Origin of the sequence: Pseudomonas sp. NFPP24, assembly GCF_900112095.1 — a bacterium.
Lineage (GTDB): Bacteria > Pseudomonadota > Gammaproteobacteria > Pseudomonadales > Pseudomonadaceae > Aquipseudomonas > Aquipseudomonas extremorientalis.
Window position 1 is genome coordinate 764,195 of the sequence record NZ_FOKD01000001.1, and the last position, 16,535, is coordinate 780,729.

The 16,535-nt window shown below is 59.5% G+C and carries 18 protein-coding genes; 9 read left to right on the plus strand and 9 right to left on the minus strand.

The features are described 5' to 3' along the window. Genes trpE through BM026_RS03535 form a run of 5 tightly spaced genes read left to right on the plus strand, consistent with a single transcriptional unit; the run spans position 1 to position 4,675 of the window. Positions 1-1,482 (plus strand): anthranilate synthase component I, encoded by a 1,482-nt coding sequence (gene trpE, locus BM026_RS03515; protein WP_093527342.1) that lies wholly within the window; start codon positions 1-3, stop codon positions 1,480-1,482. Positions 1,483-1,491: 9 nt separating this feature from the next. Beyond that, positions 1,492-2,085 carry an aminodeoxychorismate/anthranilate synthase component II gene (locus BM026_RS03520; protein WP_071490220.1) on the plus strand — a complete coding sequence of 198 codons (594 nt, stop codon included), beginning with the start codon at positions 1,492-1,494 and terminating at the stop codon, positions 2,083-2,085. A gap of 9 nt (positions 2,086-2,094) precedes the next feature. Beyond that, positions 2,095-3,144 (plus strand): anthranilate phosphoribosyltransferase, encoded by a 1,050-nt coding sequence (gene trpD / locus BM026_RS03525; RefSeq protein WP_071490219.1) that lies wholly within the window; start codon positions 2,095-2,097, stop codon positions 3,142-3,144. Then, positions 3,141-3,977 (plus strand): indole-3-glycerol phosphate synthase TrpC, encoded by an 837-nt coding sequence (trpC, locus tag BM026_RS03530; protein WP_071490218.1) that lies wholly within the window; start codon positions 3,141-3,143, stop codon positions 3,975-3,977. The genes trpD and trpC overlap by 4 nt, the downstream gene beginning before the upstream one ends. Beyond that, a complete protein-coding gene (locus tag BM026_RS03535) occupies positions 3,977-4,675 on the plus strand; it encodes a lipoate--protein ligase family protein (protein WP_170856046.1) in 699 nt (232 codons plus the stop codon). The genes trpC and BM026_RS03535 overlap by 1 nt, the downstream gene beginning before the upstream one ends. Here BM026_RS03535 and crp read toward each other — a convergent pair. Next, complete coding sequence (gene crp, locus BM026_RS03540; protein WP_071490216.1) at positions 4,672-5,316, minus strand: cAMP-activated global transcriptional regulator CRP; 645 nt, start codon at positions 5,314-5,316, stop codon at positions 4,672-4,674. The genes BM026_RS03535 and crp overlap by 4 nt on opposite strands. A 247-nt stretch (positions 5,317-5,563) precedes the next feature. On the opposite strand from crp, the gene BM026_RS03545 reads away from it, so the two are divergent. After that, positions 5,564-5,986 (plus strand): OsmC family protein, encoded by a 423-nt coding sequence (locus BM026_RS03545; protein WP_005792019.1) that lies wholly within the window; start codon positions 5,564-5,566, stop codon positions 5,984-5,986. A 55-nt stretch (positions 5,987-6,041) separates the two neighbouring features. Here the strand turns inward: BM026_RS03545 and coq7 are convergent, their stop codons facing one another. From coq7 to hemJ, 6 genes are all read right to left on the minus strand, one after another. Continuing rightward, positions 6,042-6,689, minus strand: coding sequence for a 2-polyprenyl-3-methyl-6-methoxy-1,4-benzoquinone monooxygenase (gene coq7, locus BM026_RS03550; RefSeq protein ID WP_093527344.1), 648 nt, complete (start codon positions 6,687-6,689; stop codon positions 6,042-6,044). A 116-nt stretch (positions 6,690-6,805) separates the two neighbouring features. Next, entirely contained in the window at positions 6,806-7,144 is a 339-nt protein-coding gene (locus tag BM026_RS03555) for a histidine triad nucleotide-binding protein (protein WP_071490214.1), read from the minus strand. Positions 7,145-7,190: 46 nt separating this feature from the next. Continuing rightward, positions 7,191-7,979, minus strand: a complete 789-nt coding sequence (locus BM026_RS03560) for an SDR family NAD(P)-dependent oxidoreductase (RefSeq protein ID WP_093527346.1) — start codon at positions 7,977-7,979, stop codon at positions 7,191-7,193. Between the two features lie 63 nt (positions 7,980-8,042). Further along, positions 8,043-9,005 carry a DUF805 domain-containing protein gene (locus tag BM026_RS03565; protein ID WP_092242347.1) on the minus strand — a complete coding sequence of 321 codons (963 nt, stop codon included), beginning with the start codon at positions 9,003-9,005 and terminating at the stop codon, positions 8,043-8,045. Positions 9,006-9,074: 69 nt separating this feature from the next. Then, complete coding sequence (locus BM026_RS03570; protein ID WP_093527348.1) at positions 9,075-10,037, minus strand: NAD(P)H-dependent flavin oxidoreductase; 963 nt, start codon at positions 10,035-10,037, stop codon at positions 9,075-9,077. A 24-nt stretch (positions 10,038-10,061) separates the two neighbouring features. Continuing rightward, the gene (gene hemJ, locus BM026_RS03575) at positions 10,062-10,490 is read right to left on the minus strand and encodes a protoporphyrinogen oxidase HemJ (RefSeq protein WP_058424790.1); all 429 of its coding nucleotides are present in this window, start codon (positions 10,488-10,490) and stop codon (positions 10,062-10,064) included. Between the two features lie 136 nt (positions 10,491-10,626). On the opposite strand from hemJ, the gene argC reads away from it, so the two are divergent. Both argC and erpA read left to right on the plus strand, forming a co-directional pair. After that, positions 10,627-11,661 carry an N-acetyl-gamma-glutamyl-phosphate reductase gene (gene argC / locus BM026_RS03580; protein WP_042571476.1) on the plus strand — a complete coding sequence of 345 codons (1,035 nt, stop codon included), beginning with the start codon at positions 10,627-10,629 and terminating at the stop codon, positions 11,659-11,661. Positions 11,662-11,826: 165 nt separating this feature from the next. Further along, entirely contained in the window at positions 11,827-12,177 is a 351-nt protein-coding gene (gene erpA, locus BM026_RS03585; protein WP_003176443.1) for an iron-sulfur cluster insertion protein ErpA, read from the plus strand. 67 nt (positions 12,178-12,244) lie between these two features. On the opposite strand, the gene BM026_RS03590 is transcribed toward erpA, so the two are convergent. Together BM026_RS03590 and BM026_RS03595 are read right to left on the minus strand one after the other, a co-directional pair. Beyond that, a complete protein-coding gene (locus BM026_RS03590) occupies positions 12,245-13,336 on the minus strand; it encodes an anhydro-N-acetylmuramic acid kinase (protein ID WP_092242359.1) in 1,092 nt (363 codons plus the stop codon). A gap of 2 nt (positions 13,337-13,338) precedes the next feature. Next, on the minus strand, positions 13,339-14,757 hold the full coding sequence (locus BM026_RS03595) for a peptidoglycan DD-metalloendopeptidase family protein (RefSeq protein ID WP_093527350.1): 1,419 nt from the start codon (positions 14,755-14,757) through the stop codon (positions 13,339-13,341). Between the two features lie 209 nt (positions 14,758-14,966). Between BM026_RS03595 and tyrS the strand changes: the two genes are divergently transcribed. Beyond that, positions 14,967-16,166, plus strand: coding sequence for a tyrosine--tRNA ligase (gene tyrS, locus BM026_RS03600; protein WP_093527352.1), 1,200 nt, complete (start codon positions 14,967-14,969; stop codon positions 16,164-16,166). The last annotated feature ends 369 nt before the right edge of the window (positions 16,167-16,535 follow it).

The window sequence follows — 16,535 nt, forward strand, 5'->3', positions numbered from 1 at the left end:
ATGACCCGCGAAGAATTCCTGCGTTTGGCCGCTGCCGGCTACAACCGCATTCCCCTGGCCTGCGAAACCCTGGCCGACTTCGACACGCCGCTGTCGATCTACCTGAAACTGGCCGATGAGCCTAACTCCTACCTGCTCGAGTCCGTACAGGGCGGCGAGAAGTGGGGGCGTTACTCGATCATCGGCCTGCCGTGCCGCACGGTGCTGCGGGTACATGACCATCATGTGAGCATTACCCATGATGGCGTCGAGATCGAACACCATGATGTCGAAGACCCGTTGGCGTTCGTCGAAGCCTTCAAGGCGCGCTACAACGTGCCGACCATTGCCGGCCTGCCGCGCTTCAACGGCGGCCTGGTGGGTTACTTCGGTTATGACTGCGTGCGTTATGTGGAAAAACGTTTGGGCCAATGCCCGAACCCGGACCCGTTGGGCGTGCCGGACATTCTGCTGATGGTCTCCGATGCGGTCGTGGTGTTCGACAACCTCGCCGGCAAGATGCACGCGATCGTGCTGGCCGACCCGTCCCGGGCCGATGCGTTCGAGCAAGGCCGGGCCAGCCTCGAAGCCCTGCTGGAAAAACTGCGCCAGCCGATCACCCCGCGTCGCGGCCTGGACCTCAGCCGTCCGCCGGCGGCCGACCCGATCTTTCGTTCAAGCTTTACCCAGGATGACTACGAGCGGGCCGTCGATACCATCAAGGAATACATCCTCGCCGGCGACTGCATGCAGGTGGTGCCGTCGCAGCGTATGTCCATCGACTTCAAGGCCGCGCCGATCGATCTGTACCGGGCGCTGCGTTGCTTCAACCCGACGCCGTACATGTACTTCTTCAACTTTGGTGACTTCCACGTGGTGGGCAGTTCGCCGGAAGTGCTGGTGCGCGTCGAAGACAACCTGATCACCGTGCGCCCGATCGCCGGCACGCGCCCACGGGGTGCAACCGAAGAAGCTGACCTGGCGCTGGAAGAAGACCTGCTGAGCGACGACAAGGAAATCGCCGAGCACTTGATGCTCATCGACCTGGGTCGTAATGACACCGGGCGTGTCTCGGAAATCGGTTCGGTGAAGCTCACCGAGAAGATGGTGATCGAGCGTTATTCCAACGTGATGCATATCGTGTCCAACGTTACCGGCGAGCTGAAGGCTGGCCTGACGGCGATGGATGCGTTGCGCGCGATTCTGCCGGCGGGCACCTTGTCGGGTGCGCCGAAGATCCGCGCGATGGAAATCATCGACGAGCTGGAGCCGGTCAAGCGTGGGGTCTACGGCGGTGCCGTGGGTTATTTCGCCTGGAACGGCAACATGGACACGGCCATTGCGATCCGCACCGCCGTGATCAAGGACGGGGAGCTGCACGTGCAGGCCGGTGGCGGGATTGTCGCCGACTCGGTGCCGGCCCTCGAATGGGAAGAAACCCTGAACAAGCGCCGCGCGATGTTCCGCGCCGTTGCGCTGGCTGAACAGACCCCCAATTCCTGAGGTTCCCCCATGTTGCTGATGATTGATAACTACGATTCCTTTACCTACAACGTTGTGCAGTACCTGGGCGAGTTGGGTGCCGAGGTCAAGGTAGTGCGCAATGACGAACTGACCGTCGCCGAGATCGCCGCCCTGAACCCGGAGCGCATCGTGGTTTCGCCAGGCCCGTGCACGCCGACCGAGGCGGGTATTTCCCTGGAGGCGATCCAGTATTTCGCCGGCAAGCTGCCGATCCTGGGCGTATGCCTGGGCCACCAGTCCATCGGCCAGGCCTTTGGCGGTGACGTGGTGCGTGCACGCCAGGTGATGCACGGCAAGACCAGTCCGGTATTCCATCATGATCAGGGCGTGTTCCATGGGCTTAACTTGCCGGTGACCGTGACCCGCTACCATTCGTTGGTGGTCAAGCGCGAAACCCTTCCGGATTGCCTGGAACTGACCGCCTGGACCCAACTGGAGGACGGCTCGGTCGACGAGATCATGGGCCTGCGCCACAAGACACTGAATATCGAAGGGGTGCAATTCCACCCCGAATCGATCCTGACCGAGCAGGGCTACGAGCTGTTCGCCAATTTTCTCAAGCAGAGCGGCGGCACGCGCTAAGGACTTTCCATGGATATCAAGACTGCCCTGAGCCGTATCGTCGGCCACCTGGACCTGAGCACCGCTGAAATGAGCGATGTGATGCGCGAGATCATGACCGGTCAATGCACCGACGCGCAGATCGGCGCGTTCATGATGGCCATGCGCATGAAAAGCGAAAGCATCGACGAAATCGTCGGCGCCGTGTCGGTTATGCGCGAGCTGGCGGACAAGGTCGAGCTCAAGACCCTTGATGGTGTGGTCGACGTGGTCGGCACCGGCGGTGACGGTGCGAACATCTTCAACGTGTCGACGGCTTCTTCGTTTGTGGTGGCGGCGGCGGGTTGTACTGTGGCCAAGCACGGTAACCGCGCGGTCTCCGGCAAGAGTGGCAGCGCCGACTTGCTGGAAGCGGCGGGGATCTACCTGAACCTGACCCCGATCCAAGTGGCGCGCTGTATCGACAACGTCGGTATTGGGTTCATGTTTGCCCAATCCCACCACGGTGCGATGAAGCATGCTGCCGGCCCGCGCAAGGATCTCGGCCTTCGTACCCTGTTCAACATGCTCGGCCCGCTTACGAATCCGGCCGGTGTGAAACACCAGGTCGTGGGTGTGTTCAGCCAGGCGCTGTGCCGGCCATTGGCCGAAGTACTGCAACGCCTGGGCAGCAAGCATGTGCTGGTGGTGCATTCCAAGGACGGCCTGGACGAATTCAGCCTGGCGGCACCGACCTTCGTGGCGGAGCTGAAAAATGACCAGGTCACTGAGTATTGGGTCGAGCCGGAAGACCTGGGCATGAAGAGCCAGAGCCTGCACGGCCTGGCGGTGGAAAGCCCGGCGGCCTCCCTGGAACTGATTCGTGATGCCTTGGGCCGTCGCAAGACCGAGAACGGTCAGAAAGCCGCCGAGATGATTGTTTTGAATGCTGGCGCGGCACTTTATGCAGCCGACCACGCCTATAGTCTTAAGGAGGGTGTTGCCTTGGCCCACGATGCGCTGCACACCGGTCTGGCTCGTGAGAAGCTCGAAGAGCTGGGAGCATTCACCGCAGTATTCAAGATGGAGAATGAAGGATGAGTGTGCCGACCGTTTTGGAAAAAATCCTGGCCCGCAAGGCTGAAGAAGTTGCCGAGCGGCGCGCCCGCGTGAGCCTGGCCGAGCTGGAAGCCCAGGCAAAGATCGCCGATGCACCGCGCGGTTTCGCCAATGCACTGATCGCCCAGGCCAAGCAGAAGCAACCGGCCGTGATCGCCGAGGTCAAGAAAGCCTCGCCGAGCAAAGGCGTGATCCGCGAACACTTTGTGCCATCGGAAATCGCCGTCAGCTATGAGAAGGGAGGGGCGACTTGCCTGTCCGTGCTGACCGATATCGACTACTTCCAGGGTTCCGACCTGTTCCTGCAGCAGGCCCGCGCCGCGTGCAAGTTGCCGGTGATCCGCAAGGACTTCATGGTCGACCCGTATCAGATCGTCGAAGCCCGTGCCCTGGGCGCCGACTGCGTGCTGCTGATCGTTTCCGCGCTGGATGACGTGAAGATGGCCGAGTTGGCTGCCGTCGCCAAAAGCGTCGGCCTCGACGTGCTGGTGGAAGTGCATGACGGCGATGAGCTGGAACGCGCCTTGAAAACCCTCGACACACCGCTGGTGGGGGTCAATAACCGTAACCTGCACACCTTCGAAGTCAGCCTGGAAAACACCCTCGACCTGCTGCCGCGGATTCCGCGTGACCGTCTGGTGATCACCGAGAGTGGCATCGTCAACCGTGCCGATGTGGAGTTGATGGAGATCAGTGGCGTGTACTCGTTCCTGGTGGGCGAGACCTTCATGCGTGCCGAGAACCCGGGGGCTGAATTGCAGCGCCTGTTCTTCCCGGAGCGGGGCATGGCGGTCAGCGGTTCGACGCTGGATTGATGATGACGCAGCCGGTGGCGATGACCGTCGAAGCAGGACTTGCCGCCGAGCAAGACCTGCTGGCGGCTGTTTGCGCAGGTGAGCGGGAGTATGGGTTGTTGTTCTGGCAACCCAGCGATCAGGCTTTGGTCATGCCGCGTCGGTTGAGCCGCTTGCCGGCCTTTGAAACCGCCAGCCAGGTTTCAGCCGATGCGGGTTGGCCGGTGCTGCTGCGTGAAACCGGCGGTGAGCCGGTGCCGCAGTCGAGTGCCACAGTCAACATCGCCCTGGTCTACGCCCCGCCGCGCAGTGAGGGCGACCAGAATCGTATCGAAACCGGTTACCTGCGTTTATGTCAGCCGATCTGCGACTTGCTGATCGAGTTGGGCGGCGATGCGTCTGTCGGCGAGATCGACGGCGCATTTTGCGACGGTCGCTACAACGTCAATCTCAATGGCCGGAAAATGGTTGGCACTGCCCAGCGCTGGCGTCAAAGCGGGGGGCGCCCGGTGGGCCTGGTGCACGGTGCACTGTTGCTGGAAAACGATCGCGAAGACCTGATCGCGGCGGTCAACCGCTTCAATGAAGCCTGCGGTCTTGAACAGCGGGTGCGTGCCGACAGCCATATCGCCCTGCACGAAGCCTTCCCGGCGCCCGATGCGATCAGCCGGCTGGACACCTTGTACCGCCAGATGTTGGCCAGCTTCCTGCCGGTTTAACGGGTACCGAACACCACCATCGTCTTGCCTTTGACGTGCACCAGGTTGCGTTCTTCCAGGTCTTTGAGTACGCGTCCGACCATCTCCCGTGAACAGCCGACAATGCGCCCGATTTCCTGGCGCGTGACCTTGATCTGCATGCCATCGGGGTGGGTCATGGCGTCCGGTTGCTTGCACAGGTCAAGCAGGCAGCGCGCTACACGGCCAGTGACGTCGAAGAATGCCAGGTCGCCGACTTTGCGCGTGGTGTCCCGCAGGCGTTGCGCAATCTGGCCGCTGAGGACATAAAGGATGTCGGGATCTTGCTGGGCCAGTTCGCGGAATTTGGCGTAGCTGATCTCGGCCACTTCGCACTCGACCTTGGCACGCACCCAGGCGCTGCGTTCCTGTTCCTTGCCGGCTTGTTCGAACAACCCCAACTCCCCAAAAAAATCCCCGGTGTTCAGGTAGGCGATGATCATTTCGCGGCCGTCTTCATCCTCGATCAGGATGGTGACCGAGCCTTTGATAATGAAGAACAGGGTTTCGGAGCGTTCGCCGGCGCAGATGATGTTGTGCTTGGCCGGGTAGCGGCGGCGCTGGCAATGCATCAACAGTTTGTCGAGATTCTTGATTTTGGGTATGGGAGTAAGGGCAACCATGGTTGTATCCCGAAAAGACTGCGCTAAATAGTTGGAGTTGTTGTATTCATCGGGTATCGGCATTGATACGCGCTGTATAAAGGGTGGCATTACGCCATCGATTTGGCGTCAGCTTAACAGACACATTCTGACTCGATTAGCCAATTTTCCGCGCAAAGCCTGCTTTTGATCGCTTTTGTTGCAAACGCTGACGCAGGCGGGCCCTGTGCTAAGCTGGCGACCCTTTTTTAGCAGTGGAGTCTGGGCGATGAAGGCACGCATCCAATGGGCGGGCGAAGCCATGTTCCTCGGTGAGTCGGGCAGTGGCCATGTGGTGGTCATGGATGGCCCGCCGGAAGCCGGTGGCCGTAACCTGGGCGTACGCCCGATGGAAATGCTCCTGCTGGGCGTAGGCGGTTGCAGCAATTTCGACGTGGTCAGCATCCTGAAGAAATCCCGCCAGGCCGTGGAAAGCTGCGAAGCCTTCCTGGAGGCCGAGCGTGCCACCGAAGACCCCAAGGTATTCACCAAAATCCACATGCATTTCGTGGTAAAGGGCAGGGCGCTGAAAGAGGCGCAGGTGAAGCGCGCTATCGAACTGTCGGCGGAGAAGTATTGCTCGGCGTCGATCATGCTGGGCGCGGCCGGGGTGGCCATTACCCATGATTACGAGATAATTGAGTTGGGTTGATCGCTCAATCGGCGGGCAAAAAGAAAGGGCGCTGTGATAGCGCCCTTCTTTTGGCTCAGATTCGGTACGTGCTTTTAGTCATGACCTTGGCCAATAGGCTCATGCCAAACCGCACTGGCGCCGGGAAGCGAAAACCACCGGCATCCAGCGCGCTTTCTGCGTGATGTTCTTCATCAATGCGCATCTGCTCAAGAATGGCACGGGACTTTTCGTCTTCGGCCGGCAGTTGTTCCAGATGTTCGTCCAGGTGTTTGCACACCTGATGTTCAGTCGCTGCGACAAAACCCAGGCTGATCTTGTCGCTGATCAGGCCGGCCGCGGCGCCGATCCCAAACGATAAACCGTAGAACAGCGGGTTCAACACGCTCGGGTGACTGCCCAGCTGGCGGATGCGTTGCTCGCACCAGGCCAGGTGATCGATTTCTTCCTCGGCGGCATGCTCCATGGCTGCGCGCACCTGCGGCAGCTTGGCGGTCAGCGCCTGGCCCTGGTACAGCGCCTGGGCGCAGACTTCGCCGGTATGGTTGATGCGCATCAAGCCGGCGACGTGACGGGTCTCGGTCTCGCTCATCTGCGCGTCGGGCTGCACGATGGCGGGCGAGGGGCGATACGGCTGGCCGCTGAAGGGCAGCAGCGTACGCATGGCCATGTCGGCTTGCAGCAACAGACGGTCAATCGGCGAGTAGTGACGTTGGGTAGTCATGCTGACCTCCGGGAAGAATCTCGGCGGCCAGTTTACCGCAAGAGAGGGGCAAGCGTTTGCGTTGCGTCAAGGGCATGGAGTCGCAGCCTGGGCGGCGACCTTTGCTGAAAGGCTGATCAGCCCGGCGGCCAGTTCATCTGGCGCTGGCCCAGCACGTGCATATGGATGTGATAAACGGTCTGCCCGCCTTTCGGGTTGCAGTTCATCACCACCCGGAAACCTTCTTCACACCCTTGTTCTACAGCCAGGCGCTGGGCGGTGAACAGGATATGACCGGCCAGGGCTTTATCTTCTTCAGTCAGGTCATTGAGCGTGGGGATGTGTTTCTTGGGAATGACCAGGAAATGCACGGGCGCCGCCGGATAGATGTCCTTGAACGCCAGGACTTGATCATCTTCGTAGATGATATCCGCGGGTATTTCTCTGTTGATGATCTTGGTGAACAGAGTATCCACAGCTGTTTCTCCATTATGAATGTGCAAGGTGAGTGTACTCAGCCAGTCAACGTGGGCAATAGGCCTTGTTGACAGCGCCGGCGATCTTGCGGGTCAGCCAGCGTGGGCTGAAACGCGGGCTGAAGGCGATCCAGCGGTTGTGACGGCCGGGGATGATGATGGCTTTGTTCTTTTCCAGTGCGCGTACGGTGTAGAGCGCCACTTCTTCGGCGCTCATCAGCTGTTGGCTGCGGTCGAGCCTGGCGGTGTCCATCTGCGCGGTGCCGAAGAACGCGGTGCGTGTCGGGCCGGGGCAGAGCACCGAGACCTTGATGCCGCAGGTTTTCAGTTCTTCGCGCAAGCCTTCGGAGAAATGCAGCACATAGGCCTTGCTGGCGTAATAAGTGCTCATCCACGGGCCGGGCTGGAATGCCGCGATGGACGCCACATTGAGAATCTGTCCGCCGCCGTGCAGCGCCATGGCATTGCCGAGTGCGTGGCACATTCGGGTCAGGGCCAGGATGTTGACCTCCATCAGGTCCTGTTCGGTCATCCAGTCCTGGGCCAGGAACGGCCCGCTGGTGCCGATGCCGGCGCAGTTCACCAGCAGGTCGATCTGCCGCTCGCCTTCTTCAAGCTCCAGCAGGAACCCGGACAAGCGCAGTGGCTCGCCAAGGTCGCAGGCCCGGAACAGCACTTCGACGCCAAAGCGTTGGGTCAATTCGATTGCAATGCTTTCCAACTGATCACGCTGGCGGGCCACCAGAATCAAGCTGCGGCCGCGACGGGCGAGTGCTTCGGCCAGGGCCAGGCCGATGCCGCTGGAGGCGCCGGTGATCAGAGCGTAACGGGTCATGCCTTTCTCCATCGCAACGCCGCCGCGCCTGTGACAGAGGCATCACAGGCCGGGGGCGTTTCTTTACTGTTCTGGAGAGTCTACAGGTTCGCCCGCTTCGTCAGCACTCTGCGCTTCGTCTTCTTCGACGGTTGCCGCCTGGTCGGCGTCTTCGTCGGAGGTGATGGAGCTGCTTTCGTAGCTGCTGTCCACGTTGGCTTCGAGCTGGTCCAGGTAACCGTTCATGCCCAAGGTCACCACGATGGCAAGCATGACTGGAATAAACGCCAACCACAGCGTGGCCAGGACTTTTACCGCGGTGGAGTTACGTGGCGGTGGCGCACCATACTGGTTGGCGCCTGCATTGCCCGGCAGTACCAGCAACAGGATCGGGAAGACACTGTTCACCAATGGCACCAGGTTGAGTAGGTACAACCAGCCCGACCAACCCAGGTCATGCAGGCGTTGCACGCCGATTTGTACACTGACCCATACCAGCGCCACAAACAGCGCGAGACCCAGCAGTACTCCGATGATGGTGCCCGCAATCGGTGAGGCGGTAGCCACGGCAAAGCTGACGGTGCTGATGATGCCACCCGCAACCAGCATCGCCAGGGTCAACACCAGGGTCCATGCCAGGTAGCGCAGGCGGCCGATCCGCCCATGGATAGTGAAGACTTTGAGGGTGGCGTACTCGGGCAAGTCATCACCCACCGCCGCGCGGGGAGGCGCATAAGGCGAGGCATCCGGACGCGCGAAACCAGAAGGGCCGGAATCCGTCTCGTGAGTTTCAGCCAGGCTGAAGGCCACAGGCTGTTCGGGCTCAATGCGCGCGTCGACACCGGCGTTTTTCAGCGCGGTGAGGTAGGTTTCCGCATCCGGGCGAGACAGGTCGCGCTTGAGCGCAACCGGGCGGCCGGTAAAGAGCTTTTCGATGGCTTCGACTTCGCTCTTGAACAGCTCGGCCAGGTTCAGTTTGGCCGTGGTGCTTTCGACACCCGGGAGCAAGGCTCCATCAAACACAATCTTGAAACGGTTGTCGCTCATGCGGGCTTCCTTGTCACTTGTTCAGGGAGGTAGTGCAGGCCCGTCTAATCAGCAGGCCTGGCAGTTGGGTCAACGTGGCCAGCGCAGTTGTGCCGCCTGTTCGCGTGCCTTGCGGTATTCGGCATCCAGGCGCGCAACGAGTTCATCGACGCTGGGCAAATCATCAATCTCACCGACGCCTTGGCCAGCAGACCATACAGTCTTCCAGGCTTTGGCCTCGTCGCTCAACGGCTTGAGCTTGGAGCCGAAGTTGACCTCGCCTTTGCCTTGCAGGGCGGCGAGGTCGAAACCGGCGTTTTCCAGGCTCTGGCGCATAAAGCTGGCGGGCACGCCGGAGACAGCGGGAGTGTGCACGATGTCGGCGGCGCGCGATGTGAGCAGCATCTCTTTATACGCATCCGGTGCCTGGCTTTCAGTAGTGCCGATAAAGCGCGTGCCGAAATAGGCCAGGTCTGCACCGAGCAGTTGGGCGGCGAGAATCTCGTGCCCGTGGTTGAGGCAGCCGGCCAGCAGCAGGGTTTTGTCGAAGAACTGGCGGATCTCGGCAATCAGCGAGAATGGGCTCCAGGTGCCGGCATGGCCACCGGCGCCGGCGGCTACGGCGATCAGGCCGTCCACACCGGCCTCGGCAGCCTTCTCGGCATGGCGGCGGGTGGTGACGTCGTGGAACACCAGGCCACCGTAGCTGTGTACCGCGTCCACCAGCTCTTTGACGGCCCCCAGGCTGGTAATGACGATGGGCACTTTATGTTCAACGCAAATCGCCAGGTCTGCCTCCAAGCGGGGGTTGCTGTTGTGCACGATCAGGTTGACGGCATAGGGTGCGGGGTTGTCCAGCAGCGCCAAGCCCGCTTCGATTTCCTCCAGCCAGGCCTTGAACCCGCTGCTTTCGCGTTGGTTGAGCGCCGGGAAGCTCCCGACCACTCCGTTGCGGCAGCATGCCAGGACCAGTTGTGGGTTGGAAATCAGGAACATCGGCGCCGCCACGACGGGCAGGCGCAAACGTTGTTCAAGCAGAGCGGGCAGCGACATTGGAGGTACCCCGAGTAATTGAAGTTAGAACGGTTTGACCACGACCAAAATTACGATAGCCAGCAATATCAGAACGGGCACTTCATTGAACCAGCGATAAAAGACATGGCTGCGGGTATTTTCGCCACGGGCGAAGCGTTTTACCTGCGCGCCGCACATATGGTGGTAGCCAATGAGCAGTACGACGAGGGTCAGCTTGGCGTGAATCCACCCGCCTGAATGAAAGATGCTGGGGTTCAGGTAGATCAGCCAGCCGCCGAAAATCAGCGTGGCGATCATCGCCGGCCCCATGATGCCGCGGTACAACTTGCGTTCCATGACGCTGAAACGCTCTTTGCTGACGGTGTCCTCGCTTTGGGCGTGGTAGACGAACAGGCGTGGCAGGTAGAACAGCCCGGCAAACCAGCAGACGATACTGACGATGTGGAAGGCTTTGACCCATAGATAGAGCATTTCTAGTTATTCCCAGGTTCACGGTAACTGAGGATAGTAGTGGCTCATGCGCCCATACGTCACGTTGGCGGTTGTCGCAGGACGATACGACCCCTATTATCGACGGCTTTCCAGTGGGTTCGTTGAGGGCAGGTTTATGGTCAAGGTCGGTATCGTCGGCGGCACGGGTTACACCGGTGTCGAATTGCTGCGTCTGTTGGCTCAGCATCCGCAAGCTGAGGTGGTGGTCATCACCTCCCGATCCGAGGCCGGTCTTGCCGTGGCCGATATGTACCCGAATCTGCGAGGCCACTACGACGGCCTGGCGTTCAGTGTTCCGGACATCAAGACCCTGGGCGCGTGTGACGTGGTGTTCTTTGCAACCCCGCACGGTGTTGCCCATGCATTGGCCGGCGAGCTGCTGGCCGCAGGCACCAAGGTGATCGATCTGTCGGCGGACTTCCGTCTGCAGGACGCTGATGAGTGGGCCAAATGGTATGGCCAGCCGCACGGCGCGCCGGAGCTATTGGAAGAGGCGGTGTATGGCCTGCCGGAAGTCAATCGTGAACAGATCAAGCAAGCGCGTCTGATTGCTGTACCGGGTTGTTATCCGACGGCTACACAGTTGGGCTTCCTGCCATTGCTGGAAGCAGGGCTGGCGGACGCTTCGCGCTTGATCGCGGACTGCAAGTCGGGCGTCAGCGGTGCCGGGCGTGGTGCTGCGGTCGGTTCGTTGTACTCCGAAACGTCGGAAAGCATGAAGGCCTATGCGGTAAAAGGGCATCGTCACTTGCCGGAAATTCGCCAGGGGCTGCGTCGTGCGGCTGGGAAGGACGTAGGCCTGACCTTCGTCCCACACTTGACCCCAATGATCCGCGGCATTCACTCCACGTTGTACGCCACTGTGGCCGATCGCTCGGTCGACCTGCAGGCACTGTTCGAAAAGCGGTATGCCAACGAACCGTTCGTCGATGTGATGCCGGCCGGCAGCCACCCGGAAACCCGTAGCGTGCGCGGCGCCAACGTGTGCCGGATTGCCGTACACCGCCCGCAGGATGGCGACCTGGTCGTGGTGTTGTCGGTGATCGATAATCTGGTCAAGGGCGCGTCCGGCCAGGCGGTGCAGAATATGAACATCCTGTTTGGCCTGGATGAGAAGTTGGGCCTGTCCCACGCGGGCATGTTGCCTTAAGGCTGTTTGGTCGTTAAGCAAAAGGCCCGTTGATCGGGCCTTTTGTGTTTTTAATGGCGACAGCGCAGATTGATATACCGTAACAATAGTTGACCGCTTTTCTAGGAGAAGCGGATAATGCCCGCCATTACGCATATGGCGGCGCTACGCCGGGAGATTATCAGCATGAGCGTTGAGTCCTTCACCCCCACGGCTTTGCAATTCACCCACGGTGCTGCGCACAAGGTGAAGAGCCTGGTCGATGAAGAGGGTAATGATCGCTTGAAGCTGCGCGTATTCGTTACGGGCGGCGGTTGTTCAGGGTTTCAGTACGGTTTTACCTTCGATGAAGATGTGGCCGATGATGACACCATCGTTGAGCGCGAGGGCGTGAGCCTGGTCGTGGACCCGATGAGCTTCCAATACCTGGCCGGTGCCGAGGTGGATTACCAGGAAGGCCTGGAGGGTTCGCGTTTCGTGATCAAGAACCCTAACGCTACCACCACCTGTGGTTGCGGGTCTTCGTTCTCGATCTGATCGGCAATGAATGCAAAAACGCCGCTTGGCTGTGATAGGCCAAGCGGCGTTTTGCTGTGCGCAGATTTTAGGTCGGGTAGATGGCGCCCAGTACCCGAAGTCCTCGTGCCCCGGTGACGCTTGGGCGGTTGGCGGCGATGCCTTCGAGACAGCAATGGGCCAGCCATGCGAAGGCCATGGCCTCGACCCAGTCGGGGTCTACTCCGTAAGTGGCGGTGCTGCTGACTTGAGTCGATGGTAGCAGGGCGGCCAGGCGCTTCATCAGCGTGGTGTTGTGGGCACCGCCGCCACACACCAGCAGTGTTTCGGTCTGGGGCTGGGCGGCCTGCAGGGATTCGATGATGGTCAGGGCGGTCAGCTCAAGTAGCGTGGCCTGAACATCCTGAGGCTCGAATGTTGGTAAGCGACCCAGGTGTTGGTGCAGCCATTCCAGATTGAACACTTCGCGGCCGGTGCTCTTGGGGCCCGTGGTCACGAAGAAAGGGTCGCTGAGCAGGGCGTTGAGTAGAGCTGGCTCGACCTTGCCGCTGGCCGCCCACTGGCCATCACGATCAAAGTGTTCACCGCGTTGCTGGTGAATCCATGCATCCAGCAGGACATTGCCTGGGCCGCAGTCGAAGCCGGCTACAGGTTTGCCGGTCTCAATCAGGCTGAGGTTGCTGAAACCTCCCACATTCAATACGGCACGGTTACCGCTGTGCTCGCCAAATAGCGCTTCATGGAACGCAGGGACCAGCGGGGCGCCCTGACCGCCGGCGGCGACGTCGCGGCTACGGAAATCGCTGACCACGGTGATGCCTGTAAGCTCGGTGAGCAAGGCCGGGTTGCCGATCTGTACGGTAAAGCCCCGTGCGGGTTCATGGCGGATGGTCTGGCCATGGCTGCCAATTGCGCGAATGTCCTGGGGCTTGAGGTTTTGTTGGTCGAGTAAAGCGTGAATACCTTGAGCGGCAAGCTTCACCCAGTTCTGCTGGGCGATGGCTGAGCGAGCGATCTCATCTGCCCCGCTGGCGCAAAGAGCAAGCAGCTCAGTGCGCAGGGTGTCGGGCATGGGAATGTAGTGTGTAGCGATCAGCTTGATCGCCGGGGACTGCTCGATCAAGGCGATGTCCAGGCCATCAAGGCTGGTCCCGGACATCACACCAATATAGAGCGCCATACTTAACGCTTCGCCGAAGCCAGCAGGGTGGAGCGTTCTTGGTCCATGCGCGCCATCAACGGCTGGCTCTGTTGCATGAAACGGGCACGCTCGGCCTTGGCGATCGGGTCGGCCATGGGCAGCTTCTGGCCCAGTGGGTCGACGTGAACGCCATTGACCTGGAACTCATAATGCAAGTGTGGGCCGGTGGACAGGCCGGTAGTACCGATATAGCCGATCACCTGGCCTTGTTTCACTGTGCCGCCGGTTTGCACGCCCTTGGCAAAGCCTTGCATGTGGCCATACAGGGTGCGGTAGGTATTGCCGTGCTGGATGATCACGGTATTGCCATAGCCGCCACGACGTCCTGCCAGCAGGACTTTACCGTCGCCGGCTGCCTTGATCGGCGTGCCACGCGGGGCGGCGTAGTCGACGCCTTTATGGGCGCGGATTTTGTTCAGAATTGGATGCTTGCGACCCATGGAGAAACGCGAGCTAATACGAGCGAAGTCCACTGGGGTGCGGATGAAGGCCTTGCGCATGCTATTGCCATCGGCAGTGTAGTAGCTGCTGTTACCTTGTTTGTTGGTGTAGCGCACGGCGGTGTAGGTCTTGCCGCGGTTGGTGAAGCGTGCGGAGAGAATGTTGCCGGTGCCCACGACTTTGCCGTTGGCGACTTTCTGCTCGTAGATCACGTCGAATTCGTCGCCCTGGCGAATGTCCTGGGCGAAGTCGATGTCGTAGCCGAACACGCTGGCCATGTCCATGGTCATGCTGTGGGACAGGCCTGCCCGGGCCGCCGACTGTGACAGGGAGCTGTTGATCACCCCGTGTACATAGGCCGAGCGCATGACCGGCTTGGTAGTGATCCGATTGAAGGCAAAGCCTTTGGCGCCCTTTGTCAGGGTAATGCTTTCGAGGTCGCTGACATTGCTGTGCAGGTTGTTCAGTTGGCCATCGGGGGCGAACTCGAATTCGAGCTTCTGGCCGTGCTTGAGCTGGGTGAACTGCTTGGCTTGTTTGTCGCTCGCCAGCACTTCATTAACGGTAGCGGCGGGGAGGCCGACCTTCTCGAATAGAGTCGACAGGGTGTCGCCCTTGGCCACGATCACTTCGCGGTGCTGAGGGTTTTTGGCCGTGTCGGCAGCAGGCGCAGCTGTACTCTGGGCTGCTTGTTGGGTGTCTTCGGGGTTGTTTTCTATCTGGGCGAACGGTGATTCGGTGGTCGTATTTGTGGCTTGTTGCGCGTCGGAAGCGTCTTGATCTTGTGTCAGTTGTTCAACTGGACTTTCCAGGTCAAGGCTCAGGGATGTTCGTTTGGCTTCTACGTCACTGGAAGGGAATACCAGGAGTGCCAGGCTGAGAAGGGCGGCGATACCACTTGCGGCGAGCAGGTGGGTCTTCGGGTAAAGCGGCGGCGCTTTAGACGGTTCAGTGGTCATAGGTAATTTTGACTTTGAAGATGAAATGGAAAAGATGAATGACATGATGAAGATGAAATAACTGTATAAAATATAACCAAATCATCTGTGGCGCAAGCTCGCGAACGCTGGGCTTGCTGAACGGTGTCCGTTCGCAGGGCAAAACTTGTAATTAGTCCCTGATCTTGTATGGTTGGTTCCCTTTTGAATCTGAGCCTTGCGGGTCTGTTATGAAGTCGGTTGAAGAGCAGCTAGCGCTGATAAAACGTGGTGCGGAAGAACTGTTGGTCGAAGCTGAGCTGATCGAAAAGCTCAAGCGTGGTCAGCCCCTGCGTATTAAGGCTGGCTTTGATCCGACTGCGCCGGATCTGCACCTGGGGCATACGGTGCTTATTAATAAGCTGCGCCAGTTCCAGGAGTTGGGGCACCAGGTCATCTTCCTTATAGGTGACTTCACCGGAATGATCGGTGATCCGAGCGGCAAGAGCGCCACACGTCCGCCGCTGACCCGTGAGCAGGTGCTCGATAATGCCGAGACCTACAAGACTCAGGTATTCAAGATACTCGATCCAGCCAAGACCGAAGTGGCGTTCAACTCTACTTGGATGGATCAGATGGGGCCGGCGGACTTCATTCGCTTGACCTCTCAGTACACTGTCGCGCGCATGCTTGAGCGTGATGATTTCGACAAGCGCTACTCCACCAATCAGCCGATCGCCATTCACGAGTTCCTCTACCCGTTGGTTCAGGGCTATGACTCGGTAGCGTTGCGTGCGGACGTTGAGCTGGGCGGCACTGATCAGAAGTTCAACCTGTTGATGGGGCGTGAGCTCCAGCGTGCGTATGGGCAGGAAGCCCAGTGCATCCTGACCATGCCGTTGTTGGAAGGGTTGGATGGCGTCAAGAAGATGTCCAAGTCCCTGGGGAACTATGTCGGTATCCAGGAGGCGCCGGGCGTTATGTACGGCAAGCTGGTTTCGATTCCTGATGCTTTGATGTGGCGTTACTTCGAGTTGCTGAGCTTCCGGTCGATGGACGAAATCAATGCGCTGCGTGCTGATGTAGAGGCAGGCGCTAATCCACGTGACGTGAAGATTAAGCTGGCGGAAGAGATTGTTGCGCGTTTCCATGGTGAGGAGGCTGCGGCCAGTGCTCACCGTGCTGCGGGTAATCGCATGAAGGATGGCGAGTTGCCTGATGATTTGCCGGAGATCGAGCTGTCTGTTGCCGAGGCGATGCCGATTGCTGCCGTGCTTAATAAGGCTGGCCTGGTTAAGAACTCGGCGGTTGCGCGCGACCTTCTGGGTTCGGGTGGGGTGCGTATAGATGGTGAGGTTGTGGATCGCACCTTTATATACGAGCTGGGCGCTACCCACGTTTGCCAGGCGGGGAAGAAGGCATTTGCGCGCATTACGCTAAAATCCGAATAAACCTGAAATTAAGTGTTGACGGCGAATTTTATCTGTCTATAATTCGCCCCACTTCCGGCGCAGTCGAAACGGAAAACTCCTTGGTAAACAAAGAGTTACGCAGAATTCGACAGCGACTTGCTTCAGTTCATCGAAGCCCAGAAGCAGTTGATAGGGCAGTGTTGTCTGGCTCTATTAACGTTTCGATCTTCTCGGTCGAAAGCGGAGAAAAAGAGGTGTTGACAGCAGCGTGTAACGCTGTAGAATTCGCCTCCCGCTAACGAGAGATCGGAAGCGCAAGTGGTTGAAGTTGTTGAAGAAATCTTCGAAAACTTCTGAAAATAATCACTTGACAGCAAATGAGGCTGCTGTAGAATGCGCGCCTCGGTT

What these genes read in the sequence shown, in the direction of transcription:
- trpE (WP_093527342.1), top strand. Translation starts at nt 1, where the DNA reads ATGACCCGCGAAGAATTCCTGCGTTTGGCCGCTGCCGGCTACAACCGC.
- BM026_RS03520 (WP_071490220.1), top strand. Translation starts at nt 1,492, where the DNA reads ATGTTGCTGATGATTGATAACTACGATTCCTTTACCTACAACGTTGTG.
- trpD (WP_071490219.1), top strand. Translation starts at nt 2,095, where the DNA reads ATGGATATCAAGACTGCCCTGAGCCGTATCGTCGGCCACCTGGACCTG.
- trpC (WP_071490218.1), top strand. Translation starts at nt 3,141, where the DNA reads ATGAGTGTGCCGACCGTTTTGGAAAAAATCCTGGCCCGCAAGGCTGAA.
- BM026_RS03535 (WP_170856046.1), top strand. Translation starts at nt 3,977, where the DNA reads ATGATGACGCAGCCGGTGGCGATGACCGTCGAAGCAGGACTTGCCGCC.
- crp (WP_071490216.1), bottom strand. Translation starts at nt 5,316, where the DNA reads ATGGTTGCCCTTACTCCCATACCCAAAATCAAGAATCTCGACAAACTG.
- BM026_RS03545 (WP_005792019.1), top strand. Translation starts at nt 5,564, where the DNA reads ATGAAGGCACGCATCCAATGGGCGGGCGAAGCCATGTTCCTCGGTGAG.
- coq7 (WP_093527344.1), bottom strand. Translation starts at nt 6,689, where the DNA reads ATGACTACCCAACGTCACTACTCGCCGATTGACCGTCTGTTGCTGCAA.
- BM026_RS03560 (WP_093527346.1), bottom strand. Translation starts at nt 7,979, where the DNA reads ATGACCCGTTACGCTCTGATCACCGGCGCCTCCAGCGGCATCGGCCTG.
- BM026_RS03565 (WP_092242347.1), bottom strand. Translation starts at nt 9,005, where the DNA reads ATGAGCGACAACCGTTTCAAGATTGTGTTTGATGGAGCCTTGCTCCCG.
- BM026_RS03570 (WP_093527348.1), bottom strand. Translation starts at nt 10,037, where the DNA reads ATGTCGCTGCCCGCTCTGCTTGAACAACGTTTGCGCCTGCCCGTCGTG.
- hemJ (WP_058424790.1), bottom strand. Translation starts at nt 10,490, where the DNA reads ATGCTCTATCTATGGGTCAAAGCCTTCCACATCGTCAGTATCGTCTGC.
- argC (WP_042571476.1), top strand. Translation starts at nt 10,627, where the DNA reads ATGGTCAAGGTCGGTATCGTCGGCGGCACGGGTTACACCGGTGTCGAA.
- erpA (WP_003176443.1), top strand. Translation starts at nt 11,827, where the DNA reads ATGAGCGTTGAGTCCTTCACCCCCACGGCTTTGCAATTCACCCACGGT.
- BM026_RS03590 (WP_092242359.1), bottom strand. Translation starts at nt 13,336, where the DNA reads ATGGCGCTCTATATTGGTGTGATGTCCGGGACCAGCCTTGATGGCCTG.
- BM026_RS03595 (WP_093527350.1), bottom strand. Translation starts at nt 14,757, where the DNA reads ATGACCACTGAACCGTCTAAAGCGCCGCCGCTTTACCCGAAGACCCAC.
- tyrS (WP_093527352.1), top strand. Translation starts at nt 14,967, where the DNA reads ATGAAGTCGGTTGAAGAGCAGCTAGCGCTGATAAAACGTGGTGCGGAA.